Here is a 19,993-nt window from a genome sequence, read left to right on the forward strand (position 1 = left end):
TGAGCGCAGCGCAGCCAGCCCTGACGGGCTTGCCGCAGGGGCGCCAACAGGCTTTGGGCTGTCACTGGACGCAGAGACCACTGCGCGGGGATGAGAGGCGGAAAGCCCGTATGTCCACATTCACTTCCGGTCTGCGCACGGCGCTGGGGCGCACCGGCGTCGCGGCGGCCACCGGCCTGGCGCTCGCGCTCACCGTGCCCCACGCCGCGTTCGCCCTGCCGGGCGACCTCGACACGAGCTTCGGCGGCGACGGCAAGGTCGTCACCGACTTCGGCGGCTACGACGAGAGCCGCGGCATGGCGGTCCAGGCCGACGGCAGGATCGTCACCGTGGGCCTCAACCAGCCGCCGGAGAGCGGAGAGGTCGACTTCGCTCTCGCCCGCTACAACTCCGACGGCAGCCCGGACCAGGGATTCGGCACCGGCGGCCAGGTGATCACCGACTTCCGCGGCGGCGAGGACATCGCCGACGCGGTGGCGGTGCAGACCGACGGAAAGATCGTCGTGGTCGGCCGTACCTCGGACGCCGAGACCTTCCTCCCCCAGTTCACGGTGGCCCGCTACCACGCCGACGGAACCCTGGACACCGGCTTCGGCACCGCCGGAACGGTGGTCTCGGACTTCGGAACCGGTGGCCCCTCCGAGGCCTTCGGCGTGGAGCTGCAGGCCGATGGCCGGATCGTCGCCGCGGGTATGAGCGGCTCCGACGTCGCGGTGGCCCGCTACAACACCGACGGCAGCCCCGACACCGGCTTCGACGGTGACGGCAAGGTGGCCACCGCCTTCGCGGGCGGCGCGGCGACCGCCTTCGACGTGGCGCTGCAGTCGGACGGCAAGATCGTCACCGCCGGCCGTGCGGGGTACAACTATCCGGCGAACGCCTCCGACTTCGCTCTCGCCCGCTACAACGCCGACGGCAGCCTGGACACCGGGTTCGACGGTGACGGCCGGGTGACCACCGCCTTCGCCCAGGCCGACGTGGCCGGCGGGGTGGCGGTGCAGCCCGACGGGAAGATCGTCGCCGGTGGATCCAGCGACTTCGACTTCGCGCTGGCCCGCTACAACGCGGGCGGCGCCCTCGACAGCGGCTTCAGCGGTGACGGCAAGGTCACCACCGACTTCGGGACCGGCAGCCAGGACGGGAGTTCCGACCTGGCGCTGCAGTCCGACGGGAAGATCGTCTCCGCCGGCATCAGCAACAGCGACTTCGCGGTGGCCCGCTACAACACCGACGGCGGCCTGGACGGCGGGTTCGGGACCGGCGGCAAGGTGACCACCGACGTGGACAACGGGTTCTTCGACTCGGCGAGCGCGGTGGCGGTGCAGGCCGACGGGAAGATCGTCGCGTCCGGCAACACCGGCGACGACCGCGGTCTGGTCCGCTACCGGGTCGACGGCACGCCGCCGCCCCCGGCCGGGGTGGACCTGTCGGTCAGGAAGACCGGTTCCAGCACGGTCAGCATCGGTGACCGGGCCACGTACGGCGTGACCGTGACCAACACCAGCACGACGGCCTCCGCCACCGGCGTGGTGCTGTCCGACGCGCTCACCGGCCCCGCCGCCTCGGTGGTCTCGGCGAGTGCCGGCACGGGGTCCTGCACCGTCGGCGCCTCCGGCGCGAGCTGCTCGCTGGGCCCCCTCGCTCCCGGCGCCAGTGTCACGGTCCAGATCGCCGTCGAGCCCCGGGCCACCGGCACCCTCACGGACCGGGCCACGGTCAGCGCCACACAGACCGACCCGGTGCCCGGCAACAACACCGCCACGGCGACCACCGCAGTCGACAACGCCCACGGCTGCACCCGCGTCGGCACCAGCGGCAACGACGTCATCAACGGCACCTTCGGCAACGACGTGATCTGCGCCCTCGGCGGGGACGACACCGTCAACGCGAGCTACGGCGGCGACACCGTGTACGCCGGCCACGGCAATGACCGCGTCGACGGCGGCTACGGCAACGACACCCTGAACGGAGGACCCGGCAACGACACCCTGCTGGGCTCCTACGGCAACGACAGCCTCAACACCGTGGACAACGTCTCCGCCAACGACACCGCCAACGGCGGCCCCGGCTTCGACACCTGCACGACGGACCCGGGCGACACCCGGATCAGCTGCCCCTAGGGCCGGCCGGGCCGGGCAGGGCGCGCGGTCGCATGGCTGCCGGCCGGGCCCTCAAGCCCCCCAAGCGCCTTCGACCTGGCGGTGGCCCAAGGGCTTGCGTTGGGAGAGCCACAGGGCCACCGCCGCCGCGATCGGCAGGCCGGTTTCGAGTTCGATGAAGCCGAACTGGCCGCCCTGGTTGCACTCCAGGAACCACCAGATGCCGTCCTCGTCCTCGGCGAAGTCGAAGGCGGCGTAGGCCAGGCCGGCGAGGGCGACGTAGGCGTCCACCGACTTGCTGACGCGTTCGGGTACGGGGACCGGTTCCCAGGCGTGCTCGGTGTCGCCGTAGCGGCCGTCGACCTGGTCGGGCGCGGCCGTCTTGCGGGCGGCGAACAGCCGGCTGCCGACGCAGGTCAGCCGGATGTCGGCGCGCTTGGGCACGTAGCGCTGGAGCAGCGTGGGGCCGGCCGCGACGGCGGAGAAGTCCGCGTCGGGTCCGATCAGGGTCGTGGGCAGGCTCAGCCCGGGGTCTCCGGGCGGCGGTCCCGAGGCGGACTTCACCACCACCTCCCGGTGCTCCTCGGCGAACTGCCGCGCGAGCCGGGGGGCCGTGGTGAAGACGGTCGGCGGTACGGCGAAGCCGCTGAGGTGGGCGACGCGCAACTGCCACGGCTTGAGCCGGGCCCGGTCGGCGTTGCGCGGGTGGTTCATCCATCGCGCGTTGGCGGCGAAGAGCATCCCGAACAGCGCCTGCCGGGCCTCGGCGGTCAGCCACGGCGAGGGGTGTGCCGCGTTGGCCGCCGGTTCGCCGGGCCTGCGCATCCATACGGCGCCCAGGCCCTCCATGCTGAGCACCTGTCCGTTCGCCGACAGATGGCCGTCGAAGTCGCCGTGGGCGTAGTGGGCGGACAGCACGACCTTGTCCGGTACGTCGGCGGGGTCCAGCCGCAGGAACGGGGTTCCCATCGCGTGCAGCTCGGCCACCACCATGTCGGCGGTCACGTCCTCCTCGGACGTGAGGATCAGTACGCTCATACGGTCGGGGGTCGTCAGTCGTCGAAGTGCGTCTGAGACCCGGCGGTGGACGTGGTCGTACCGACGGCCATCAGCAGCTCCGGGTCGCTGACGGCCGGGCGGCCGTCGGACAACACGTTGAGCTGGAGCGACGCGTCGAAGTGGTACGGCGTCACCACGGGCTGAAGCCTTGTGGGCAAGGCGTAGTTGAGGGTGAACGGTCGCACGCTGGAGCCTCCGTGGGTGTACTTTGCCGGTTTCTGTCCATGGGGGAGCGTCATCGGCGTGCCGGGTGCCGCACACACATCGGCGTCACCACTTCTGCACCACTGATCACACTGGCCACATCTTCCCCACGACTCACACATCGGATGGCACATCAGATGTGTCACTCGAAGACAGGCCGTAACGGCTCCGTCACGCGTGACCGCCCGGGGCTCAACTCCCGCTTCCGTAGGGCCTCGTGAGGATTTCCAGCCGGTGGCCGTCGGGGTCGTCGAAGTACGCGCCGCGGCCGCCGTCGTTCGTGTTGATCTCGCCGGGACGGTAGTGGTGCGGGTCCGCCCAGTAGGTCAGCCCCGCCTCCCGGATGCGGGCGAATATCTCGTCGAACTCGGCCTCGGACACCAGGAACGCGTAGTGCTGCGGAGCGACCTCCCCCGGTGTGTCCATGTAGTCCAGGGAGACGCCGCCCGGCAGCTCGACGGGGACGAACGGGCCGAAATCCGGGCTCACTTCGAGCCCCAGGATGTCGGCGAGGAACCTGGCCGAGGCATGTTTGTCATGCGCGGCGACGATGGTGTGGTTCAGCTGCACGGTCATCGTTTTGACCTCCTCGCGTCCAACGTACTCCGGCGCCGGCCGGGGCAGACCTTGCCCTGACCGGCGCCGGAGTACGGGCGCACGGGACCGCGGATCAGATCGTGGCGGTGTCGATCACGAAGCGGTAGCGGACGTCGCTCGCCACCACCCGCTCGTACGCCTCGTTGATCTGGTCGGCGCGGATGAGCTCGATCTCGGCGCCCAGGCCGTGCTCGGCGCAGAAGTCGAGCATCGCCTGGGTCTCCGGGATGCCGCCAATGCCGGAGCTGCTCAGGCTGCGGCGGTTGCCGAACACCGAGGAGAGCAGGATGTGGACCGGCTCCTCGGGGATGCCCACGTTGACCATCGCGCCGTCGGTGCGCAGCAGCGAGAGGTAGGCGTCGAAGTCGAGCGGCGCCGAGACCGTGTTGAGGATCAGGTCGAAGGTGCCCGCCAGATCCTTGAAGGTGTTCTCGTCGCCGGTGGCGTAGTAGTGGTCGGCGCCCAGCCGCAGGCCGTCGTCCTTCTTGCGCAGGGACTGCGACAGGACGGTCACCTCCGCGCCGAGCGCGTGCGCGATCTTCACGCCCATGTGGCCGAGGCCGCCGAGGCCGACGACGGCGACCTTCTTGCCGGGGCCGGCGTTCCAGTGCTTCAGCGGGGAGTACGTGGTGATGCCGGCGCAGAGCAGCGGGGCGGCCACGTCCAGGGAGAGGCCGTCGGGGATGCGGACGACGAAGCCCTCGTCGACGACGATGTTCTCGGAGTAGCCGCCGTAGGTGGGCTCGCCGTCCTTACCGACGGCGTTGTAGGTCCAGACGGGGCCGCCCTTGGAGCAGTACTGCTGCAGGCCGGCCAGGCAGTTGTCGCACTCGCGGCAGGAGTCGACCATGCAGCCGACGCCCACCCGGTCGCCGACCTGGTACTTCGTGACGCCCGAGCCGACCTCGGAGACGATGCCCGCGATCTCGTGGCCGGGCACCATCGGGAAGATCGCGGTGCCCCAGCCCTCCCGGGCCTGGTGGATGTCGGAGTGACAGATGCCGGCGAACTTGATGTCGATCAGGACGTCGAACTCGCCGACCGGGCGCCGCTCGATCGTGGTCCGCTCCAGCGGGGCCTTCGCGGCGGGCGCGGCATACGCGGCAACAGTGGTCATGGCGGGGTTCTCCTAGTGGGTCGTGCGCACCCGGCTGCCTTCCCGCCGGGCACACCTCCACCCTGCCTCACGTGCGCGGACATCACCCAGTCCACGCTTCTGCGTACGTCCGCCGGTCCTACCACCGGCGGGGTCAGGCTCCCCTGCGTACGACCATGAATACTGGAGGTATGGAAGAACTGCCCGAATCCGCCCCCGCCCGGCCGCTGGACCGGCGTGCCGAACTCAGCGAGTTCCTGCGCACCCGGCGGGCCCGGCTGAAGCCCGAGGACGTGGGGCTGCCGGACTTCGGGCGGCGCCGCCGGGTGCCCGGGCTGCGCCGCGAGGAGCTGGCGCAGCTGGCCGGGGTGTCCGTGGCGTACTACACGCGACTGGAGCAGGGCAACGGGCGGAACGTGTCGGTGGAGGTGCTGGACTCGATCGCGCGGGCGCTGCGGCTGACGGACGCCGAGCACGCGCATCTGACCCACCTCGCCAAGGGCAAGCAGCACAAGCGGAAGGCGTCGGCGCGGCCGCAGCAGGTGCGCGGCTCGCTGCGACAGCTGCTGGACACGATGGACGGCGTGCCCGCGTACGTGGTGGGGCGGCGGGCGGAGATTCTGGCGTGGAACCGGATGGCCGCGGCGCTCTTCGGTGACTGGGAGCAACTGCCGGTCGCGGAGCGCAACTGGGCGCGGCTGGTGTTCCTGCACCCTGACTACCACGATCTCTTCGTCGACTGGGAGCAGAAGGCGATCGACATCGTCTGCGCCCTGCGGATGGACGCCGGCTGCTATCCCGACGATCCGCGCCTGTCCGCGCTCGTCGGGGAGCTCTCCGTGAAGAGCGCGGACTTCCGGCGGCTGTGGGCGACGCACGACGTCAAGGAGAAGTCCCACGGGGTCAAGCGGCTGCACCATCCGCTGGTGGGCGAGCTGTCCCTGAACTTCGAGTCGTTCCGTCTGCCGGACGACAGCGATCAGTCCCTGCTCACCTACCACGCGGAACCGGGCTCACCGTCGGCCGACGGTCTGCGGCTGCTGGCCAGCTGGGGCAGGGACGCGGCGCGGGTCGTGCCCTCCACCTGAGGCCACGGCCGCGGCCCCGCCGCCCGGCTCACCCCTGGTACGGCGGCGCGGCCCCCCAGTTCCACTTCGGCACCGGCTGCTCGGCCGGCGGCTTCGCGTCCGGGCCGGAGAAGTACACGGCAAGGCGCGTGCCCCACTCCACGTACGCCAGGAAGGCCGACCGGAACTCGGCGTCCGTCGGCAGACCGGCCTCGTCCGCCGCGTCCTGGACGAGGTTGACCCAGCGCCGCCGCTGGGGCTCGGTGATGTGCTTGCCGAAGTGCTTGGCGACCATGTGCCCGTGACCGCCCTGGGTCTCGGAGTACCGGGCGGGCCCGCCGAAGACCTCGCCGAGCCACAGGGCCACATGGGCGGCGTGCTCGGCGGCCAGACCGGCGAAGAGCGGGGCCAGGAGGTCGTCCTTGAGGACCTTGTCGTAGAAGACCTCGGTCAGCCGGGCGAAGGCGTCCGCGCCGCCCGCCCAGTCGTAGAGGCTGGGGCCGGCCGAGCCCGTGCCGTGGACCGGGGTCGGCGCGTAGTGGCGCATCTCCTCGATGTTCTCGACGTAGGGGCGGATCTCGGCGAGGAACGGCGGGAAGTGCTCCGAGGTACGGAAGCCCTCCAGGTGGTCCCGCGTCGAGGTCCAGGTGATGCGCAGGACGTAGTGCTCGGCGTCCTCCTCGCAGCGCGTCAGCTCGTAGTCGACGCACTGCGGCGCCGCCGCCAGCCGGGCGGCGGCACGGGTGTAGGCGGCCAGGAACTCGGCCGACCGCTGCTCGGGGATCTGATACCGGATGTATTCGACCGTGTGAGCTGTCATGCCCGCACACAAACACGAACGGCCCGCCGGAAGCTGCTCTTCCGGCGGGCCGTTCGCTGTCGGCCTACTCAGGCACTACGCCTCACTTGCCGTAGTACGCGTTGTAGATCGAGATCGTCGACTTGTTGCCCTTCTTGTCGGCGATCTTGGCGTGGAAGGAGATGGCCTTGCCCTTGGCCGGGTTCTTGACGGTGATCTTGCCGTGGCGGACCTCGACCTTCTTCCAGGTCTGGCCGTAGTCGTACGACACGTACACCGCCAGCGACTTCAGGTTGCGGCCGGCGGCCGAGCCCTCGACGGTGACCGGGAAGGTGACCAACTTGCCGGCCTCGACGCGGCTGTCCAGGCCGGTGTTGGCGTTGAAGCGGACCGTGGAGGCGGCGAGCTTGGCCGGGCTGGTGCCGGACGGCTTCTTCGAGTGGAAGGTGAAGCTCGCGTCGATCCGCGTGGAGGCGGCCGCGATCTTGACCGTGCGCTTGACCGAGGTGGTCAGCTTGTACTCGGCGTCACCGGCCGGGACCTTGAAGGTCTCGCCGCCGATCAGCGGGTCCTCGTTGGAGCCGACCTTGGTCCCGTTGCGGTACAGGGTCGTGTTCACCGAGGTGTAGTTCGACGAGCCGACGTTCTGACGGCCGTCGGCGTACAGCGGCAGCAGGCCGGAGATCTCGTTGCCGTCGCGGTACAGACCGAAGGTGGAGTTCAGGTGCGGGCCGAAGACCGCGGTGTTGACCGTCTTGTCGTAGGTCTTGCCCGCGCTGTAGGCCTGGCTGCCCACCGAGTAGAAGGCCTCGGCGATCGGGAAGCCGTCCGGGTCGACCCCGCCGTCCTGCTCGAAGTCGAACTCCCACTTCACGCCGCCCTGCGCCGACAGGTGCAGGGTGCGGGTGGCGGGGAGGGACTGCTGGATGCTGATCGAGGAGGCACCGCTGCTCTGGGGCAGCCAGCCGACCGCGCCGAGCGAGCCCTTCTTGTTGCTGGCCGCGGCACCCAGGTGGGCCTTCACCGTGGCCAGGTCGGCGGCCTTGTAGTGCTTGGTGTAACCGGTGGCGAGCTGCTTGACGTTGCCGCCGACGACGGTGGCGTACTCCTCGCTGTCACCCTTGGTCCAGTGCCCGTCCCACTGCTGGTAGAGCGAACCGTCGGTGATCTGCGGGCCGAGACCCGCGGTGTGGAAGTTCTCGTACGAGTCCAGGAACCAGCCGAAGCCGTACGAGCCGTCGCCCACCGAGATGTCGAACTCCGGCGAGGCGAACGCCGACTTGGCGGCCGCGTCGGGGACGGTGATGTCCACCGGCTTGGCCTTGCTCGCGTCCAGCGTGATCGTCGTGTTCTTGGTGACGGTCAGCTTCGGCTGCGCGATCCAGTCGATGCCCTTGGTGGCGTCCTTCGGGTCCACGAAGAACGCGGAGTTGAGGATGTACGTGCCCTTGGGCGCGCGCACCTTCACCGTGCCGGAGGCGTCGTAGGGCGCGTAGCCCTTGCCGCCGGCCAGGCCCGCGACGCCGGCCAGGTCGGCGTTGTAGTTCGGCGTCGGCTTCCCGTCCCGCCCGATGAACTTCAGCGTGACGTCGTACGACTCGACCTCGCGCTGCACCGCGGCGGCCGCGCGGACGCTCTGGCCGCCGCCGGTCGCGGTCACGTAGGCGGAGTAGGCGCCGTCGAGGGTGCCGCCCAGCTTGGTGTTGACAGTGAGGTCGACGGTGGCCTTGCCGTGGGCCGGGACGGTGACCTTCGTCGCGCCCAGCTTGAAGAAGCCCGCCGGTGCCGCCTGGCCCTTGGGGTTGCTGCCCGTGGCGGACAGGTCGAGCGTGACGTCCTTGTCACCGAGGTTGCGGTAGGCGACCTGCTTGGTGACCGGCTTGTCGTCGGTGTGCGGCCACTGCTGCACACCGAAGCTCACCGAGACCGGGTCGGCGATCACGCTCTGCTTGATGGCCTTGTCGACCTGGATCCGGCCCGAACCCTGCTGGAACGGCGTGTACTTGCCGTCCTTCGCGGAGCCGGTCAGGGCCGCCTTCAGCTCGGCGTAGCCCCAGTCGGGGTGCTCCTGCTTCAGGATCGCGGCGGCGCCCGCGACGTGCGGCGTGGCCATCGACGTACCGGAGATGGTCAGGTAGCCCTCGGGCTTCTCACCGACCTCCTTGTCGATGACGCTGCCCTTGGCCGCGGCGGCGGTGATGTCCACGCCGGGCGCGGTGACGTCCGGCTTGATGGCGCCGTCGCCGACGCGCGGGCCGGTCGAGGAGAAGTCGGCCAGCTTGTCCTTCTTGTCGACGGCGCCGACGGTGATCGCGGCGTCCGCGCTGCCCGGCGAACCGATCGACTCGGGGCCCTCGTTGCCCGCGGCGATCGCGAACAGGATGCCCTTGTCGGCGGAGAGCTTGTTGACCTCGGCTTCGAGCGGGTCGATCTCCGGGGTGTCGTAACCGCCCAGGCTCAGGTTGATGACGGAGGCGCCCTGCTGGGCCGCCCACTCCATACCGGCGATGATGCCGGAGTCGTCACCGGAGCCGGTGTCGTCGAGGACCTTGCCGTTGAGGATCTTCGCGTCGGGCGCGACACCCTTGTACTTGCCGCCCGACTTGGCGCCGGTGCCCGCCACGATGGACGCGACGTGCGTGCCGTGGCCGAAGTGGTCCGTGGCGTCGGCGGCGCCCGAGAAGTTCTTGGCCTCGATCACCTGGTCCTTGAGGTCCGGGTGCGTCGCGTCGACACCCGTGTCCAGGACGGCGATCTTCACGCCCTTGCCGGTGTAGCCGGCCGCCCACGCCTTGGGGGCGCCGATCTGCGGCACGGACTTGTCGAGGCTGGCCTTGCGGACGCCGTCGAGCCAGACGTGCGCGATGCCGGAGGCGGCCTTGTCGCCGTTGGTGACCGCGTCCCACAGCTCGGGCGTGTCCTTGACCGGGGTCTGCACCGCGTCCGCGTTCAACGCCTTCAGGCTGCGGCGCAGGGTGCCCGCGTCCCGGACGTCGGCCTTGGTCGCCGTGGCGGCGCCGCTGTAGCCGACGATGACCTTCAGGCCCTTCTTCAGGGACTTGCGGGTGGCGGCCTTGTTCAGCTCGGTGACGTCGAACAGCCGCCGGTCCAGCTTGCCGACGGCGACCAGGCGGGCCGCGTCGGAGGGGATGACGAGGGTGTGCCCGTCGACCTTGCGGACCTCGAAGGGTATGTGCTCGCGTCCCTTGGCCCGCTCCAGGCCGACGACGCGGCCCTTGCCGTCGACGGCGACCCGGTCGCCGGTGATCAGGGTGATGCGGTGCTTCGCGGTGAGGGCCGAGGCGGCGGTGTCGGCGCGCTGCTCGGACTTCGCCGACGCCGGGGTGGTCATTCCTGCGGCGAGGGCGACGGCTGCGGCCGTGGCCACTGTGGCCGCGGCCGCATTCTTCACTTGTCTGCGCAAAACTCCCCCTGGAGATGGAGTGCCGGGCGAATTTCCCCGTTCACCCGGCCGGGGGCAGCTTCGTACGCATGAGCGTCGACCCCCCGGACTTGGCAGTATGCCGGGGGGTGATCTGACGGCTCAATAGATGAGAGGAGGGTGTGAAAGCGCTACCGCGAACTGTTACGCGCCGGGTGGAACACCGTTACGAAACCGAGAAGTTGCGCGCCGCGAGTCGGCGTGTCGCGCCCTCAGGCGCCCGCGTTCTCTCTCACGGTGATCTTTCCCTTGCGGATCGTGGCCAGCCGCTGGGCCTTCTTCGCGATCGCGGAGTCGTGGGTGACCATGATGAAGGTCAACCCGTGCTCCTTCCACATGCGTTCGAGTACGTCCATGATCTCGTCACGCATGCCCTCGTCGAGGTTGCCGGTGGGCTCGTCGGCGAGCAGCACCTTCGGCTTCTTGACCAGCGCACGGGCGATGGCGACGCGCTGCTGCTGGCCGCCGGACAGCTCGGAGGGCAGATGCCCGAGCCGCTCCCCCAGCCCGACCGACTTCAGCGCCTCGGCGGCCTGTTCGCGCCGGTCCCGCGCCTTCACACCGAGCGGTACGAGAGCGGTTTCGACGTTCTCCTGCGCGGTGAGCGTGGGGATGAGGTTGAAGGACTGGAAGACGAAGCCGATGTTCTCGCTGCGCACTCGGGTCAGCCGGGCCTCGGGAAGCTTGGCCAAGTCCGTGCCGTCCAGGACGACTTCGCCGGAGGTGGGGCGGTCCAGGCCGCCGAGCATTTGCAGCAGCGTGGATTTGCCGCCGCCGGTGGGGCCCTGGATGACCAGGCGGTCACCGTCCCCGATGGTGAGGTCTATGCCGTCGAGGGCGTGAACGGTCTCCTTGCCCTTGATGTAGCGCTTGGTCACGTTTCTGAGGTCGTACATGGTGGCTCCTGAGATCGTCTTTGGCTGCGGGGCGGCGGGGCAGCGGGGGTGCAACGGCCGGCCCCGCCGAGAGGCTGGGCTACTCCACGCGCCGCAGGGCGTCCGCCGGGCGCAGCCTCGACGCCCGCCAGCCGCCGAACGCGCCCGCGATCAGACCGCCCGCCACCGCGAGCCCCACCGCCAGCACGATCGTGGTGACGCTCACCGGGGCCGTGAGGGCGACCTCCAGCGTCTTGGCCGTGCGGCCGGGACCGCCGGGGAAACCGCCACCGCCGCCCGGGCCGCCGTCGATGCCCCCGGCACCACCTCCGGCGCCGCCGCCGAGTTGGGCCTGCAGGCTGGGGCTGATCGCGGTGACCGCGTACGCTCCGGCCAGGCCGAGGGCGATGCCGAGGGCGCCGCCGACCAGGCCGTTGACGACGGCCTCGCCGACCACCTGGCGGGTCACCCGGCCCGACTTCCAGCCGAGCGCCTTGAGCGTGCCGAACTCGCGCACGCGGCGGGAGACGGCGGAGGAGGTGAGCAGGCCGGCGACCAGGAACGCGGCCACGAGCACCGCGATGGACAGCCACTTGCCGACGTTGGTCGCGAGGGAGGAGGCCGTGGACAGGGAGCCGGAGACGGTGTCCGCGAGGTCGGCGGAGGTGGTGACCGTCGTACCCGAGACGTTCTTCTGGATCGCCGACTTGACGCTGCCGATCCGCTGCGAGTCGGTCGCCTTGACGTAGATCGTGGTGACCTTGTTCTTCGAGTCGCTGAGCGTCTGCGCCTGCTTGAGCGGGATGTACAGGTTGGCCGCCGGGTCACCGCTGTCGGCGGTGGCGATGCCGATCACCTCGAACTTGACGCCCTTGACGGTGACGGTGGAGCCGACCTTGTACTTCTTCTCCTTGGCGTAGGCGGAGTCGGCGACGACGACCTTGGCGTCGGTCTCCGTCGTCCTGAACGTTCGGCCGCTGGTGATCTTCGAGGAGGTCAGCGGGCCGAGGGCCGGCTTGGTGACGTCGGTGCCGTAGACGGAATAGTTGTTGACGTCGAAGTCGGCGCCGCCGCCCAGCACTTCGCCCGGCGGCTGAGCGGTCGCGCCGGGGCCGCCCTGCTGGGCGTTGCCGTCGCCCTTCTGCTGGAACTGGCCCCGCTTGAACTGGCCGCTGACCTTGATGACCTGGAGGCTCAGCCCGCCGACCGCGTCCGAGACGCCGGACTGCGCGCCGACCTTGGTCACCGTCGAGGTGGACAGCGTCTGGAAGCCCTGCACCATGACGCGGTCGCTGCTCTGGCTGGAGTCGTCGTCGTTGCCCCGCGCGTCGAACTGGAAGCGGGGACGCTGGGCGGCGCCGTCGGCGGCGGACGCCGCCTTGGTGACGGTCATGTCCGTCCCGAGGCCGTAGAGCGACTGCAGGACCTTGTCCTGTGCCTTCCCCATGCCGTTGGACACGGAGTTGACCACGATGACCAGCGCGATGCCCAGCGCGAGGCCGGAGGCGACGACGAGGGCCGCCTTTCTGCGGCGGCGCAGTTCGCGCCTCAGGTAGGTGAAGAACATGGCCCGCAAGTTAGGGACGCACCGTGATGACTCGATAAGGCAGCGATAAGAGAACGATGAGAAGGCTGCGAAGGCTGCGAAGGCTGTGGCCGACCCCGGAAGGGGCTCGGAAACGCCGATGCCGCCCCTCACCGGGGGCGGCATCGGTCCAGCTGTGGGAGGGCTGTGTCAGACGGCCGAACCGGCCTTCCACTGCGCCCAGTCCATGTTCCAGCCGTTGAAGCCGTTGTCCGGGGAGACGGTCTTGTCGCCGGTGTTCTTCACGACGACCACGTCACCGAGGATCGAGTGGTTGTACATCCACGCGGCGGGCGTGTTGGGGTCGTTCGCGCCCTTGGTGTCGGACAGGCCCACACAGCCGTGGCTGGTGTTGACGCTGCCGAAGACGGACTTGGCGCCCCAGTAGTTGCCGTGCAGGAAGGTGCCGGAGCTGGTCAGGCGGATGGCGTGCGGCACGTCCTTGATGTCGTACTCGCCCTTGCCGTCGTCGTCGGTGAAGCCCACGGTCGCGCCGTTCATGCGCGTCTCCTTGAACTTCTCCGACATCACCATGACGCCCTGGTACGTCTTGTTCTCGGGCGATCCGGCGGAGATCGGGATGGTCTTGATGGTCTTGCCGTCCTGCGTGACCTTCATCTGCTTGGTCTGCGCGTCGACGTAGGAGACCTGGTTGCGGCCGATGTGGAAGGTGACCGTCTTCTGCTGCACGCCGTAGACGCCGCCGGCACCCTGGACGCCGTCGAGCGCGAGCTTCAGCGTGACGGTGGAGTTCTCCTGCCAGTACGCCTCGGGGCGGAAGTCGATGCGGTTCGCGTTGAACCAGTGGCCGACGACCTCCTGGCCGCTGCTGGAGGTGACCGTGATGCCCTTCTGGACCGCGGCCTTGTTGGTGATCGCCTTGTCGAAGTTGATCGACACGGGCATGCCCACGCCGACGGTGGAACCGTCCTCCGGCGTGAAGTTGCCTATGAAGCTGTTGGACGGCGAGACCGTGGTGAAGGTGGCGTTCTCGTGGGCCACGAGGCCCGCGGAGTCCTTGGCCTCCGCGGCGACCTTGTAGGTGGTCGACCGCTCCAGCTGGGCGGTGGGCTTCCAGCTCGTCTTGTCGGCGGACAGGGCGCCGGCGACGGCCTTTCCGTCGGCCGTGGTCATGGACACGCTGGTGAGGGTGCCCTTGGCGACCCTGACGGCGGCCGAGTTGTTGATGGAGGCGCTGTTCGAGCCGTCCTTGGGCGTGATCGTGATCTGGGCCTCGGACGACTTCTTCGCCGCCGCCTCGTCCGCCTTGGCCTGCGAGGTGTCATCGCCGCCGGTGGCCTTGGCGTCGTCGCCACCGGAACACGCCGTCAGTGCCAGCAGACCGCCGAGCAGTGCGGACGCGGCCATCAGACCCCTGCGCCGCTTACTGTCCGTCATCACACGCTTCTCCATCGTTGCCGAATCCGCAAAAACCCCGAGAGCCCCCGTCGAAAACCTCAACGCTACGGCCGTCTCTTCCCGTTCCACATTCTTCGGAGGTGTGGGGCACACCACGTCCGCCGGGGCGGGTGGTGCGCAGGACGGTCCGTGCGCCCCCTGAGACGACGTGACCCCGGACGGCGGTTGCCGTCCGGGGTCACGGTTTCCCCAAGACGCTCAGCCGATGCCGTCTTCTTCGTCGTCGCCTTCGACATCTTCCCCGTCGAGGTCCCAGTCCGGCGAGTCCGGGTCGTAGTCGACCCGTTCGCTGGACCAGGAGGCCTGCTGCAGCTCGACCCCGGGCACCTCGCTGACCAGGTCGAACGGATCCACGAGGTACGCCACGGCCTCGGCAGTGTCTTCCGTCACAGCGTTCTCGGCGTGGGCCCGTTCGTCGTCCGGCATCTCGGCGTCGCCGGCGATGTGCGCGAGCGCCCGCTTGGTGAGGGCGTCGGCGTCCTCCACTTCGAGGACCAGCTCCACCCGAAGGCGTACAAAACGTGAAGTCTCTGGAGTGCTCATGCCCGGAGCGTACGGCCGAAACCTCCCGTGACTTTCCTGTGACCCGCGCCTTTCACTAACATCGCCCCACACGGCCAATTCGCCAGCGTCACAAGGGGATCGATATTCCGTGTCATCCGCTCGCCGCTCGTTGCTGACCGCCACCGCCGCGGGCACCCTGCTCGGTGCCCTGTGGTTCGTCCCGTCCGCCAACGCGACGCAGGCCGACGGGTCCAGAGAGGCCACCTCGGTGACCTCCGCAACGCAGGTCACACAGCAGGCCAGGGCGCTGTCGGAGGCGGCACAGGAGGCCGCGTCCGACACCGCCGACGGCACCGAGCTGGCCGACACCGGAAGTTTCGACACCACGCCGTACGTCGTCGCCGGCACGCTCTTCCTCGGCGTGGGCGCCGGTTTCGTGGTGTATTCGGTACGTCGGGAACGCCTCGGATTTTAATTCGACTTGACGTTTCTTTGACCGGCATCTCATAGTCCGCTCATGAAGAGATCATCGGGCGTGCATCTGTGCGCCACCGCGGCAGTGAGCGTGCTGTCGCTCGCCCTCATCACGGGCTGCTCCGACGGGGGTTCGAAGGGCTCCGGCGACGCCAAGGACGGCAAGGGCTCCGGCTCGTCCTCGGCCGCGAAGGCGCGCAGCGCCGCCGAGCTGGACAAGTTGATCCTCGCTCAGGGCGAGGCGGCCGGCTACAAGGTCGCGCCGGTGGACAAGGCCGCCCCGGCCAAGAACGCGATCACGGCGGACAAGGAGCAGTGCAAGCCGCTGCTCTACGTCATGAGCGGCAACGCGCCGGCCGACGCGGCGGCGGAGACCAACCGCACGGTCTCGGAGAACAAGAAGGACCCGACGGACAAGGCGACGTCCATGGACGACCTGGCCGACGGCAAGTTCGAGGACACGCTCAAGGCCTCGATGGACCTGGACGTCAGCATCGTGTCCCTGTCCTCCTACGACGGGGACGGCGCGGAGAAGGCGCTCACGTCGGTTTCCGACGCGGTCAAGGCCTGCGCGGGCGGCTTCACGGGCGGCTCGGGCAGCGACAAGGAGAAGTTCACCAAGGTCACCGAGGAGAAGTCCTCGGGCACGGGTGACGCGTCGGTGGCCTTCGCCACGACCGGCGACATGGACGGCGACACGGCTCCGGTGCACGCCGAGGTCGTGCGGCACGGCAACACCCTCGCGGCGTACTACACGATGAACATCGGCGCGATGATGGCCCACAAGGACTACGCGGTGCCGGCCGCGGTCATCAAGGCGCAGGCGGCCAAGCTCAAGTGACGTGCCGAAGGCCCCGCGCGACCGCGGGGCCTTCGGTGTTCGGTGTTCGTCCCCCTACTGGAGAGGTCCGGTGACCGACTCCGCGGCGGCGACCAGACCGCCGTGGCGCACGAAGGCGTCGGCGGCGGCGAGGTCCGGCGCCAGGAACCGGTCCGGCCCCGGGCCCTGCACCCCCGCGGCCCGTACGGCCTCGATGACGGCCCGCGAGGCGGGCGCCGGGGTGAGACCCTCGCGCAACTCGATGGCGCGGGTGGCGGCGTACAGCTCGACGGCGATGATCCGGGTGAGGTTGTCGACGGCGCTGCGCAGCTTGCGCGCGGCCGACCAGCCCATGGACACGTGGTCCTCCTGCATGGCGGAGGAGGGGATCGAGTCCGCGGAGGCCGGTACGGCGAGCCGCTTCATCTCGCTCACCAGCGCGGCCTGGGTGTACTGGGCGATCATGAGCCCGGAGTCGACACCGGCGTCGTCCGCGAGGAACGGCGGCAGGCCGTGGCTGCGGTTCTTGTCGAGCAGCCGGTCGGTGCGGCGCTCGGCGATGGAGCCGAGGTCGGCGGCGGCGATGGCGACGAAGTCGAGGACGTAGGCGACCGGGGCGCCGTGGAAGTTGCCGTTGGACTCGACGCGGCCGTCGGGCAGGACCACGGGGTTGTCGACGGCGGAGGCGAGTTCCCGCTCCGCCACCAGACGGGCGTGGGCGAGGGTGTCGCGTCCGGCGCCGGCCACCTGCGGGGCGCAGCGCACGGAGTAGGCGTCCTGGACGCGGGGCGCGTCGTCCTGGTGGTGCCCGGTGAGCTGCGAACCCTTCAGCACGGCCAGCATGTTGGCGGCCGACGCGCCCTGGCCCGGGTGCGGGCGGATGGCGTGCAGTTCGGGGGCGAGCACCTTGTCCGTGCCGAGCAGCGCCTCCAGGCTGAGGGCCGCGGTGATGTCGGCGGACTTGTAGAGGGCGTCGAGATCGGCGAGGGCCATGATCAGCATGCCGAGCATGCCGTCGGTGCCGTTGAGGAGGGCGAGGCCCTCCTTCTCGCGCAGCTCGACGGGGGCGATGCCGTGCTCGGCGAGGAGCTCACCGGCGGGGCGGAGAGTCCCGTCCGGGCCCTCGGCGTCGCCCTCTCCCATGAGGGTGAGCGCACAGTGCGACAGGGGGGCGAGGTCACCGGAGCAGCCGAGGGAGCCGTACTCGTGGACGACCGGGGTGATCCCGGCGTTCAGCACGTCGGCCATGGTCTGGGCGACCTCGGGACGCACGCCCGTGTGCCCGGAGCAGACCGTCTTGAGCCGCAGGAACATCAGAGCCCGGACGACCTCCCGCTCCACGCGCGGGCCCATGCCGGCGGCGTGCGAGCGGACGATGTTGCGCTGCAGCTGCGCGCGCAGTTCCTGGCTGATGTGCCGGGTCGCCAGGGCACCGAAGCCGGTGCTGACGCCGTAGACCGGCTCCGGCTTGGCCGCCAGCGCGTCCACGATCTCGCGGGCCGCCGCGAGGGCCGCCACCGCCTCCGTCGACAGCTCGATCCGGGCGCCGCCGCGCGCCACGGCGAGAACGTCGGACGCCGTGACACCGGACGTCCCCACCACCACAGTGTGCATATCCATATTCAGGAGCGTACGCATTGAATGCGGGGATGTCACTAGTGGAGTGCGGGAGAGCCCCTTACCCCGCTTCGCCGCCCGGCAGGCGCCCGCGGAAGCTGCGCCGCTCGGCCCGGGCGGGCGGCGGCGCGTCCGCCAGCCGTACGACCGGATCGTCGGGACCCTCGCGGCCGGCGACGACCGGCTTGTCGGCCCGGACGGCCTTCGCCCGGTACTGGGCGGCGTCGGCCAGGCGGAACAGACGGCGGGCCGAGCGGACCGGACCGATGGCGTCCTCGGTGCAGGCGACCCCGCAGGCCACCCCCTCGCCCAGTTCCAACTCCGCGGCCCTGCGGCACAGTTCGTCGGCCGCCTTGACCACCTCGTCGGCCGGCGCCCCCACCGCCAGCAGACAGAACTCGTCCCCGCCCAGGCGGGCCGCGAGGGCCCCGGGCAGCATCGCCCCGCACAGCGACAGCACCGAGCCGAAGCGTTCCAGGAGGCGGTCGCCGACGGCGTGCCCCTGGGTGTCGTTGACCCGCTTGAGCCCGTTGAGATCACAGACGACCAGGCCGACCGCGACGCCCTCCTGACGGTGCCGCTCGATCGCCTCGTCGAGACGTACGTCGACCGCGCGCCTGTTGGCCAGTCCGGTCAGGGCGTCGGTGTACGCCAGCCGGCGGGCCTCCTCCACCTGCTCCGTCTGCGCGATCCCGGCGGCGGCGACGGCCGCGAGCACGGTGGCGAAGTCGGCGTCGGACCGGCCGAAGACGGGGACGCCGAGCGCGCGGGCCACGTACAACTCGCCCCAGGCGCGGCCGTTGAGGACGATCGGCGCGACCACGCAGCAGCCGCGCCCGCGACGGCGCAGGGCGGCCACGCGCTGGTGGGTGTAGCCGGGGCGGCCGGCGGCGAGCCCCTCGGCGGTCTCCACCCAGGCGTTGGGGCCGCCGCCGAGCGCCCACCGCTCGTGCAGGAACTCGGTGATCTCCGGGAACTGGTGCACGGGGTAGGCCTCGCCGTCCGGGAACTCCTCCTCGTCCGGGGCGCGCTCCCCCACGTTCACCAGGACCCGCAGCCGGCCGAGCTCCCGCTCCCACACCGACAGCGCGGCGAAGCTCCCGTCCAGTGCGCGGCACGCGCCGAGGGCCGCGGCGCGCCATGACTCCCGCGGGGTGTGCGCCGCCGCCATCCCCTGTGCCAGCGCCACCACGGCGGCGAGCCGCTCGTCCTCACCCATCACTCCAGGTTAGGGACGTTTGGTATGAATCGGGGCATTGGTGTGCCGATCAGGTGGACCGCACTTCCGCGATCGCTGTCGCGGTCACTCCCCGGGCCACTGCGGCTTCCGCTTCTCGTTGAACGCCGCGACACCCTCCGCCCGGTCCCCGGAGAACGCCACCGACCGCCAGGCCGCGTCCTCGACCTCCAGCCCGGCCCGCAGATCCAGGCCGTGCCCCAGGCGCAGCGCACGCTTCGCCGCGCGCAGGCCGACCGGGGAGTTGCCGGCGATCCGGGCGGCCAGGGCCAGCGCCTCGTCCCGGTCGCCGCCCTCCGCCACCAGCTGGTCCACCAGTCCCAGCTCACGCGCCTCGGCCGCCTCCACCCGCCGTGCCGAGAAGATCAGCTCGGCCGCGCGGGCCGCGCCGACCCGGCGGGGCAGCAACTGCGTGCCACCGCCGCCCGGGATCACGCCGACGGACACCTCGGGCAGGCCGACGACCGCCGTGCGGTCGGCCACGATCAGGTCGCAGGAGAGCGCCAACTCGAAGCCGCCGCCCAGCGCGAAGCCGTGCACGGCGGCGATCGTCGGCATCGGGAGATCCAGTACGCCGGTGTACGCGCCACGCGCGAGGGGCCGCTGCCGTACCAGCTCGGCGTCCGTGAAGGAGTTCCGCTCCTTCAGGTCGGCGCCGACGCAGAACGCCCGCTCGTGCGACGAGGTCAGCACCACGACCCGGGCGTCGCGGTCGGCGGCCAGCGCGGTGCACGCCTGAGCGATGGACCGGGCCATCTGCGTCGACACGGCGTTCATGGCCTTCGGCCGGTCCAGTACGAGCTCCGCGACATGGTCGTGCCGCCGCACCAGCACGAACTCCCCGAACCGCTCCTCGCTCATGACACCCTCCGGTCGACGTGTTAACGCGGGTTAACTTCCTGACACCCCGATCATCGCAGCCGCGCCCTGCCGGGGAAAGGCCCGGCCCGATACCCCGTTCGAGTGACATCCCGCCCCACACCCACCACACCGCCCACGAGAGCGCATAACGTGCGCTCCGCCACGGCGCATCGGGGGGGGCGCACGGCGGGGAGGGATGACCATGGCGAACACAAAGCCGACCGACACGGAGTCGGTT

17 protein-coding genes are annotated in these 19,993 nt (G+C 70.4%); 4 read left to right on the top strand and 13 right to left on the bottom strand.

The window, feature by feature from the left end:
• Nucleotides 1-110: 110 nt before the first annotated feature.
• Nucleotides 111-2,120 carry a calcium-binding protein gene (locus tag IPZ69_RS20260; RefSeq protein WP_235455579.1) on the top strand — a complete coding sequence of 670 codons (2,010 nt, stop codon included), beginning with the start codon at nt 111-113 and terminating at the stop codon, nt 2,118-2,120.
• 51 nt (nt 2,121-2,171) lie between these two features.
• Here IPZ69_RS20260 and IPZ69_RS20265 read toward each other — a convergent pair whose 3' ends face one another.
• The 4 genes from IPZ69_RS20265 to IPZ69_RS20280 form a co-directional block, all read right to left on the bottom strand.
• Nucleotides 2,172-3,137 carry an MvdC/MvdD family ATP grasp protein gene (locus IPZ69_RS20265; RefSeq protein ID WP_235455580.1) on the bottom strand — a complete coding sequence of 322 codons (966 nt, stop codon included), beginning with the start codon at nt 3,135-3,137 and terminating at the stop codon, nt 2,172-2,174.
• Nucleotides 3,138-3,151: 14 nt separating this feature from the next.
• Nucleotides 3,152-3,343, bottom strand: coding sequence for a putative ATP-grasp-modified RiPP (gene tgmA / locus IPZ69_RS20270; RefSeq protein ID WP_235455581.1), 192 nt, complete (start codon nt 3,341-3,343; stop codon nt 3,152-3,154).
• 211 nt (nt 3,344-3,554) lie between these two features.
• Entirely contained in the window at nt 3,555-3,938 is a 384-nt protein-coding gene (locus IPZ69_RS20275) for a VOC family protein (protein ID WP_235455582.1), read from the bottom strand.
• A 94-nt stretch (nt 3,939-4,032) separates the two neighbouring features.
• Nucleotides 4,033-5,076: an NAD(P)-dependent alcohol dehydrogenase gene (locus tag IPZ69_RS20280; RefSeq protein ID WP_235455583.1), complete on the bottom strand. Its 1,044-nt coding sequence runs from the start codon at nt 5,074-5,076 to the stop codon at nt 4,033-4,035.
• Nucleotides 5,077-5,246: 170 nt separating this feature from the next.
• Between IPZ69_RS20280 and IPZ69_RS20285 the strand changes: the two genes are divergently transcribed.
• Complete coding sequence (locus tag IPZ69_RS20285) at nt 5,247-6,143, top strand: helix-turn-helix transcriptional regulator (protein ID WP_235455584.1); 897 nt, start codon at nt 5,247-5,249, stop codon at nt 6,141-6,143.
• 28 nt (nt 6,144-6,171) lie between these two features.
• Here IPZ69_RS20285 and IPZ69_RS20290 read toward each other — a convergent pair whose 3' ends face one another.
• The 6 genes from IPZ69_RS20290 to IPZ69_RS20315 all read right to left on the bottom strand — a co-directional run bounded on the left by IPZ69_RS20290 (nt 6,172) and on the right by IPZ69_RS20315 (nt 14,785).
• Nucleotides 6,172-6,942, bottom strand: a complete 771-nt coding sequence (locus tag IPZ69_RS20290; protein WP_235455585.1) for a group II truncated hemoglobin — start codon at nt 6,940-6,942, stop codon at nt 6,172-6,174.
• 82 nt (nt 6,943-7,024) lie between these two features.
• Nucleotides 7,025-10,333 carry a S8 family peptidase gene (locus IPZ69_RS20295; protein ID WP_235455586.1) on the bottom strand — a complete coding sequence of 1,103 codons (3,309 nt, stop codon included), beginning with the start codon at nt 10,331-10,333 and terminating at the stop codon, nt 7,025-7,027.
• A gap of 242 nt (nt 10,334-10,575) precedes the next feature.
• Nucleotides 10,576-11,259 carry an ABC transporter ATP-binding protein gene (locus IPZ69_RS20300; protein ID WP_235455587.1) on the bottom strand — a complete coding sequence of 228 codons (684 nt, stop codon included), beginning with the start codon at nt 11,257-11,259 and terminating at the stop codon, nt 10,576-10,578.
• Nucleotides 11,260-11,338: 79 nt separating this feature from the next.
• Entirely contained in the window at nt 11,339-12,805 is a 1,467-nt protein-coding gene (locus IPZ69_RS20305; protein ID WP_235455588.1) for an ABC transporter permease, read from the bottom strand.
• A 168-nt stretch (nt 12,806-12,973) separates the two neighbouring features.
• On the bottom strand, nt 12,974-14,221 hold the full coding sequence (locus IPZ69_RS20310; RefSeq protein WP_235455589.1) for a L,D-transpeptidase: 1,248 nt from the start codon (nt 14,219-14,221) through the stop codon (nt 12,974-12,976).
• Between the two features lie 219 nt (nt 14,222-14,440).
• A complete protein-coding gene (locus tag IPZ69_RS20315) occupies nt 14,441-14,785 on the bottom strand; it encodes a hypothetical protein (RefSeq protein ID WP_235455590.1) in 345 nt (114 codons plus the stop codon).
• 109 nt (nt 14,786-14,894) lie between these two features.
• Between IPZ69_RS20315 and IPZ69_RS20320 the strand changes: the two genes are divergently transcribed.
• Both IPZ69_RS20320 and IPZ69_RS20325 read left to right on the top strand, forming a co-directional pair.
• Nucleotides 14,895-15,221, top strand: coding sequence for an LPXTG cell wall anchor domain-containing protein (locus IPZ69_RS20320; RefSeq protein WP_235455591.1), 327 nt, complete (start codon nt 14,895-14,897; stop codon nt 15,219-15,221).
• A 42-nt stretch (nt 15,222-15,263) separates the two neighbouring features.
• Entirely contained in the window at nt 15,264-16,061 is a 798-nt protein-coding gene (locus IPZ69_RS20325) for a hypothetical protein (RefSeq protein WP_235455592.1), read from the top strand.
• A 54-nt stretch (nt 16,062-16,115) separates the two neighbouring features.
• On the opposite strand, the gene hutH is transcribed toward IPZ69_RS20325, so the two are convergent.
• From hutH to IPZ69_RS20340, 3 genes are all read right to left on the bottom strand, one after another.
• Complete coding sequence (gene hutH, locus IPZ69_RS20330; protein ID WP_235455598.1) at nt 16,116-17,654, bottom strand: histidine ammonia-lyase; 1,539 nt, start codon at nt 17,652-17,654, stop codon at nt 16,116-16,118.
• A gap of 64 nt (nt 17,655-17,718) precedes the next feature.
• Nucleotides 17,719-18,876, bottom strand: coding sequence for a GGDEF domain-containing protein (locus IPZ69_RS20335; RefSeq protein ID WP_235455593.1), 1,158 nt, complete (start codon nt 18,874-18,876; stop codon nt 17,719-17,721).
• An 84-nt stretch (nt 18,877-18,960) separates the two neighbouring features.
• Complete coding sequence (locus tag IPZ69_RS20340; RefSeq protein ID WP_235455594.1) at nt 18,961-19,755, bottom strand: enoyl-CoA hydratase/isomerase family protein; 795 nt, start codon at nt 19,753-19,755, stop codon at nt 18,961-18,963.
• Nucleotides 19,756-19,993: the final 238 nt, after the last annotated feature.

Source organism: Streptomyces olivochromogenes (assembly GCF_021538895.1).
Lineage (GTDB): Bacteria > Actinomycetota > Actinomycetes > Streptomycetales > Streptomycetaceae > Streptomyces > Streptomyces olivochromogenes_A.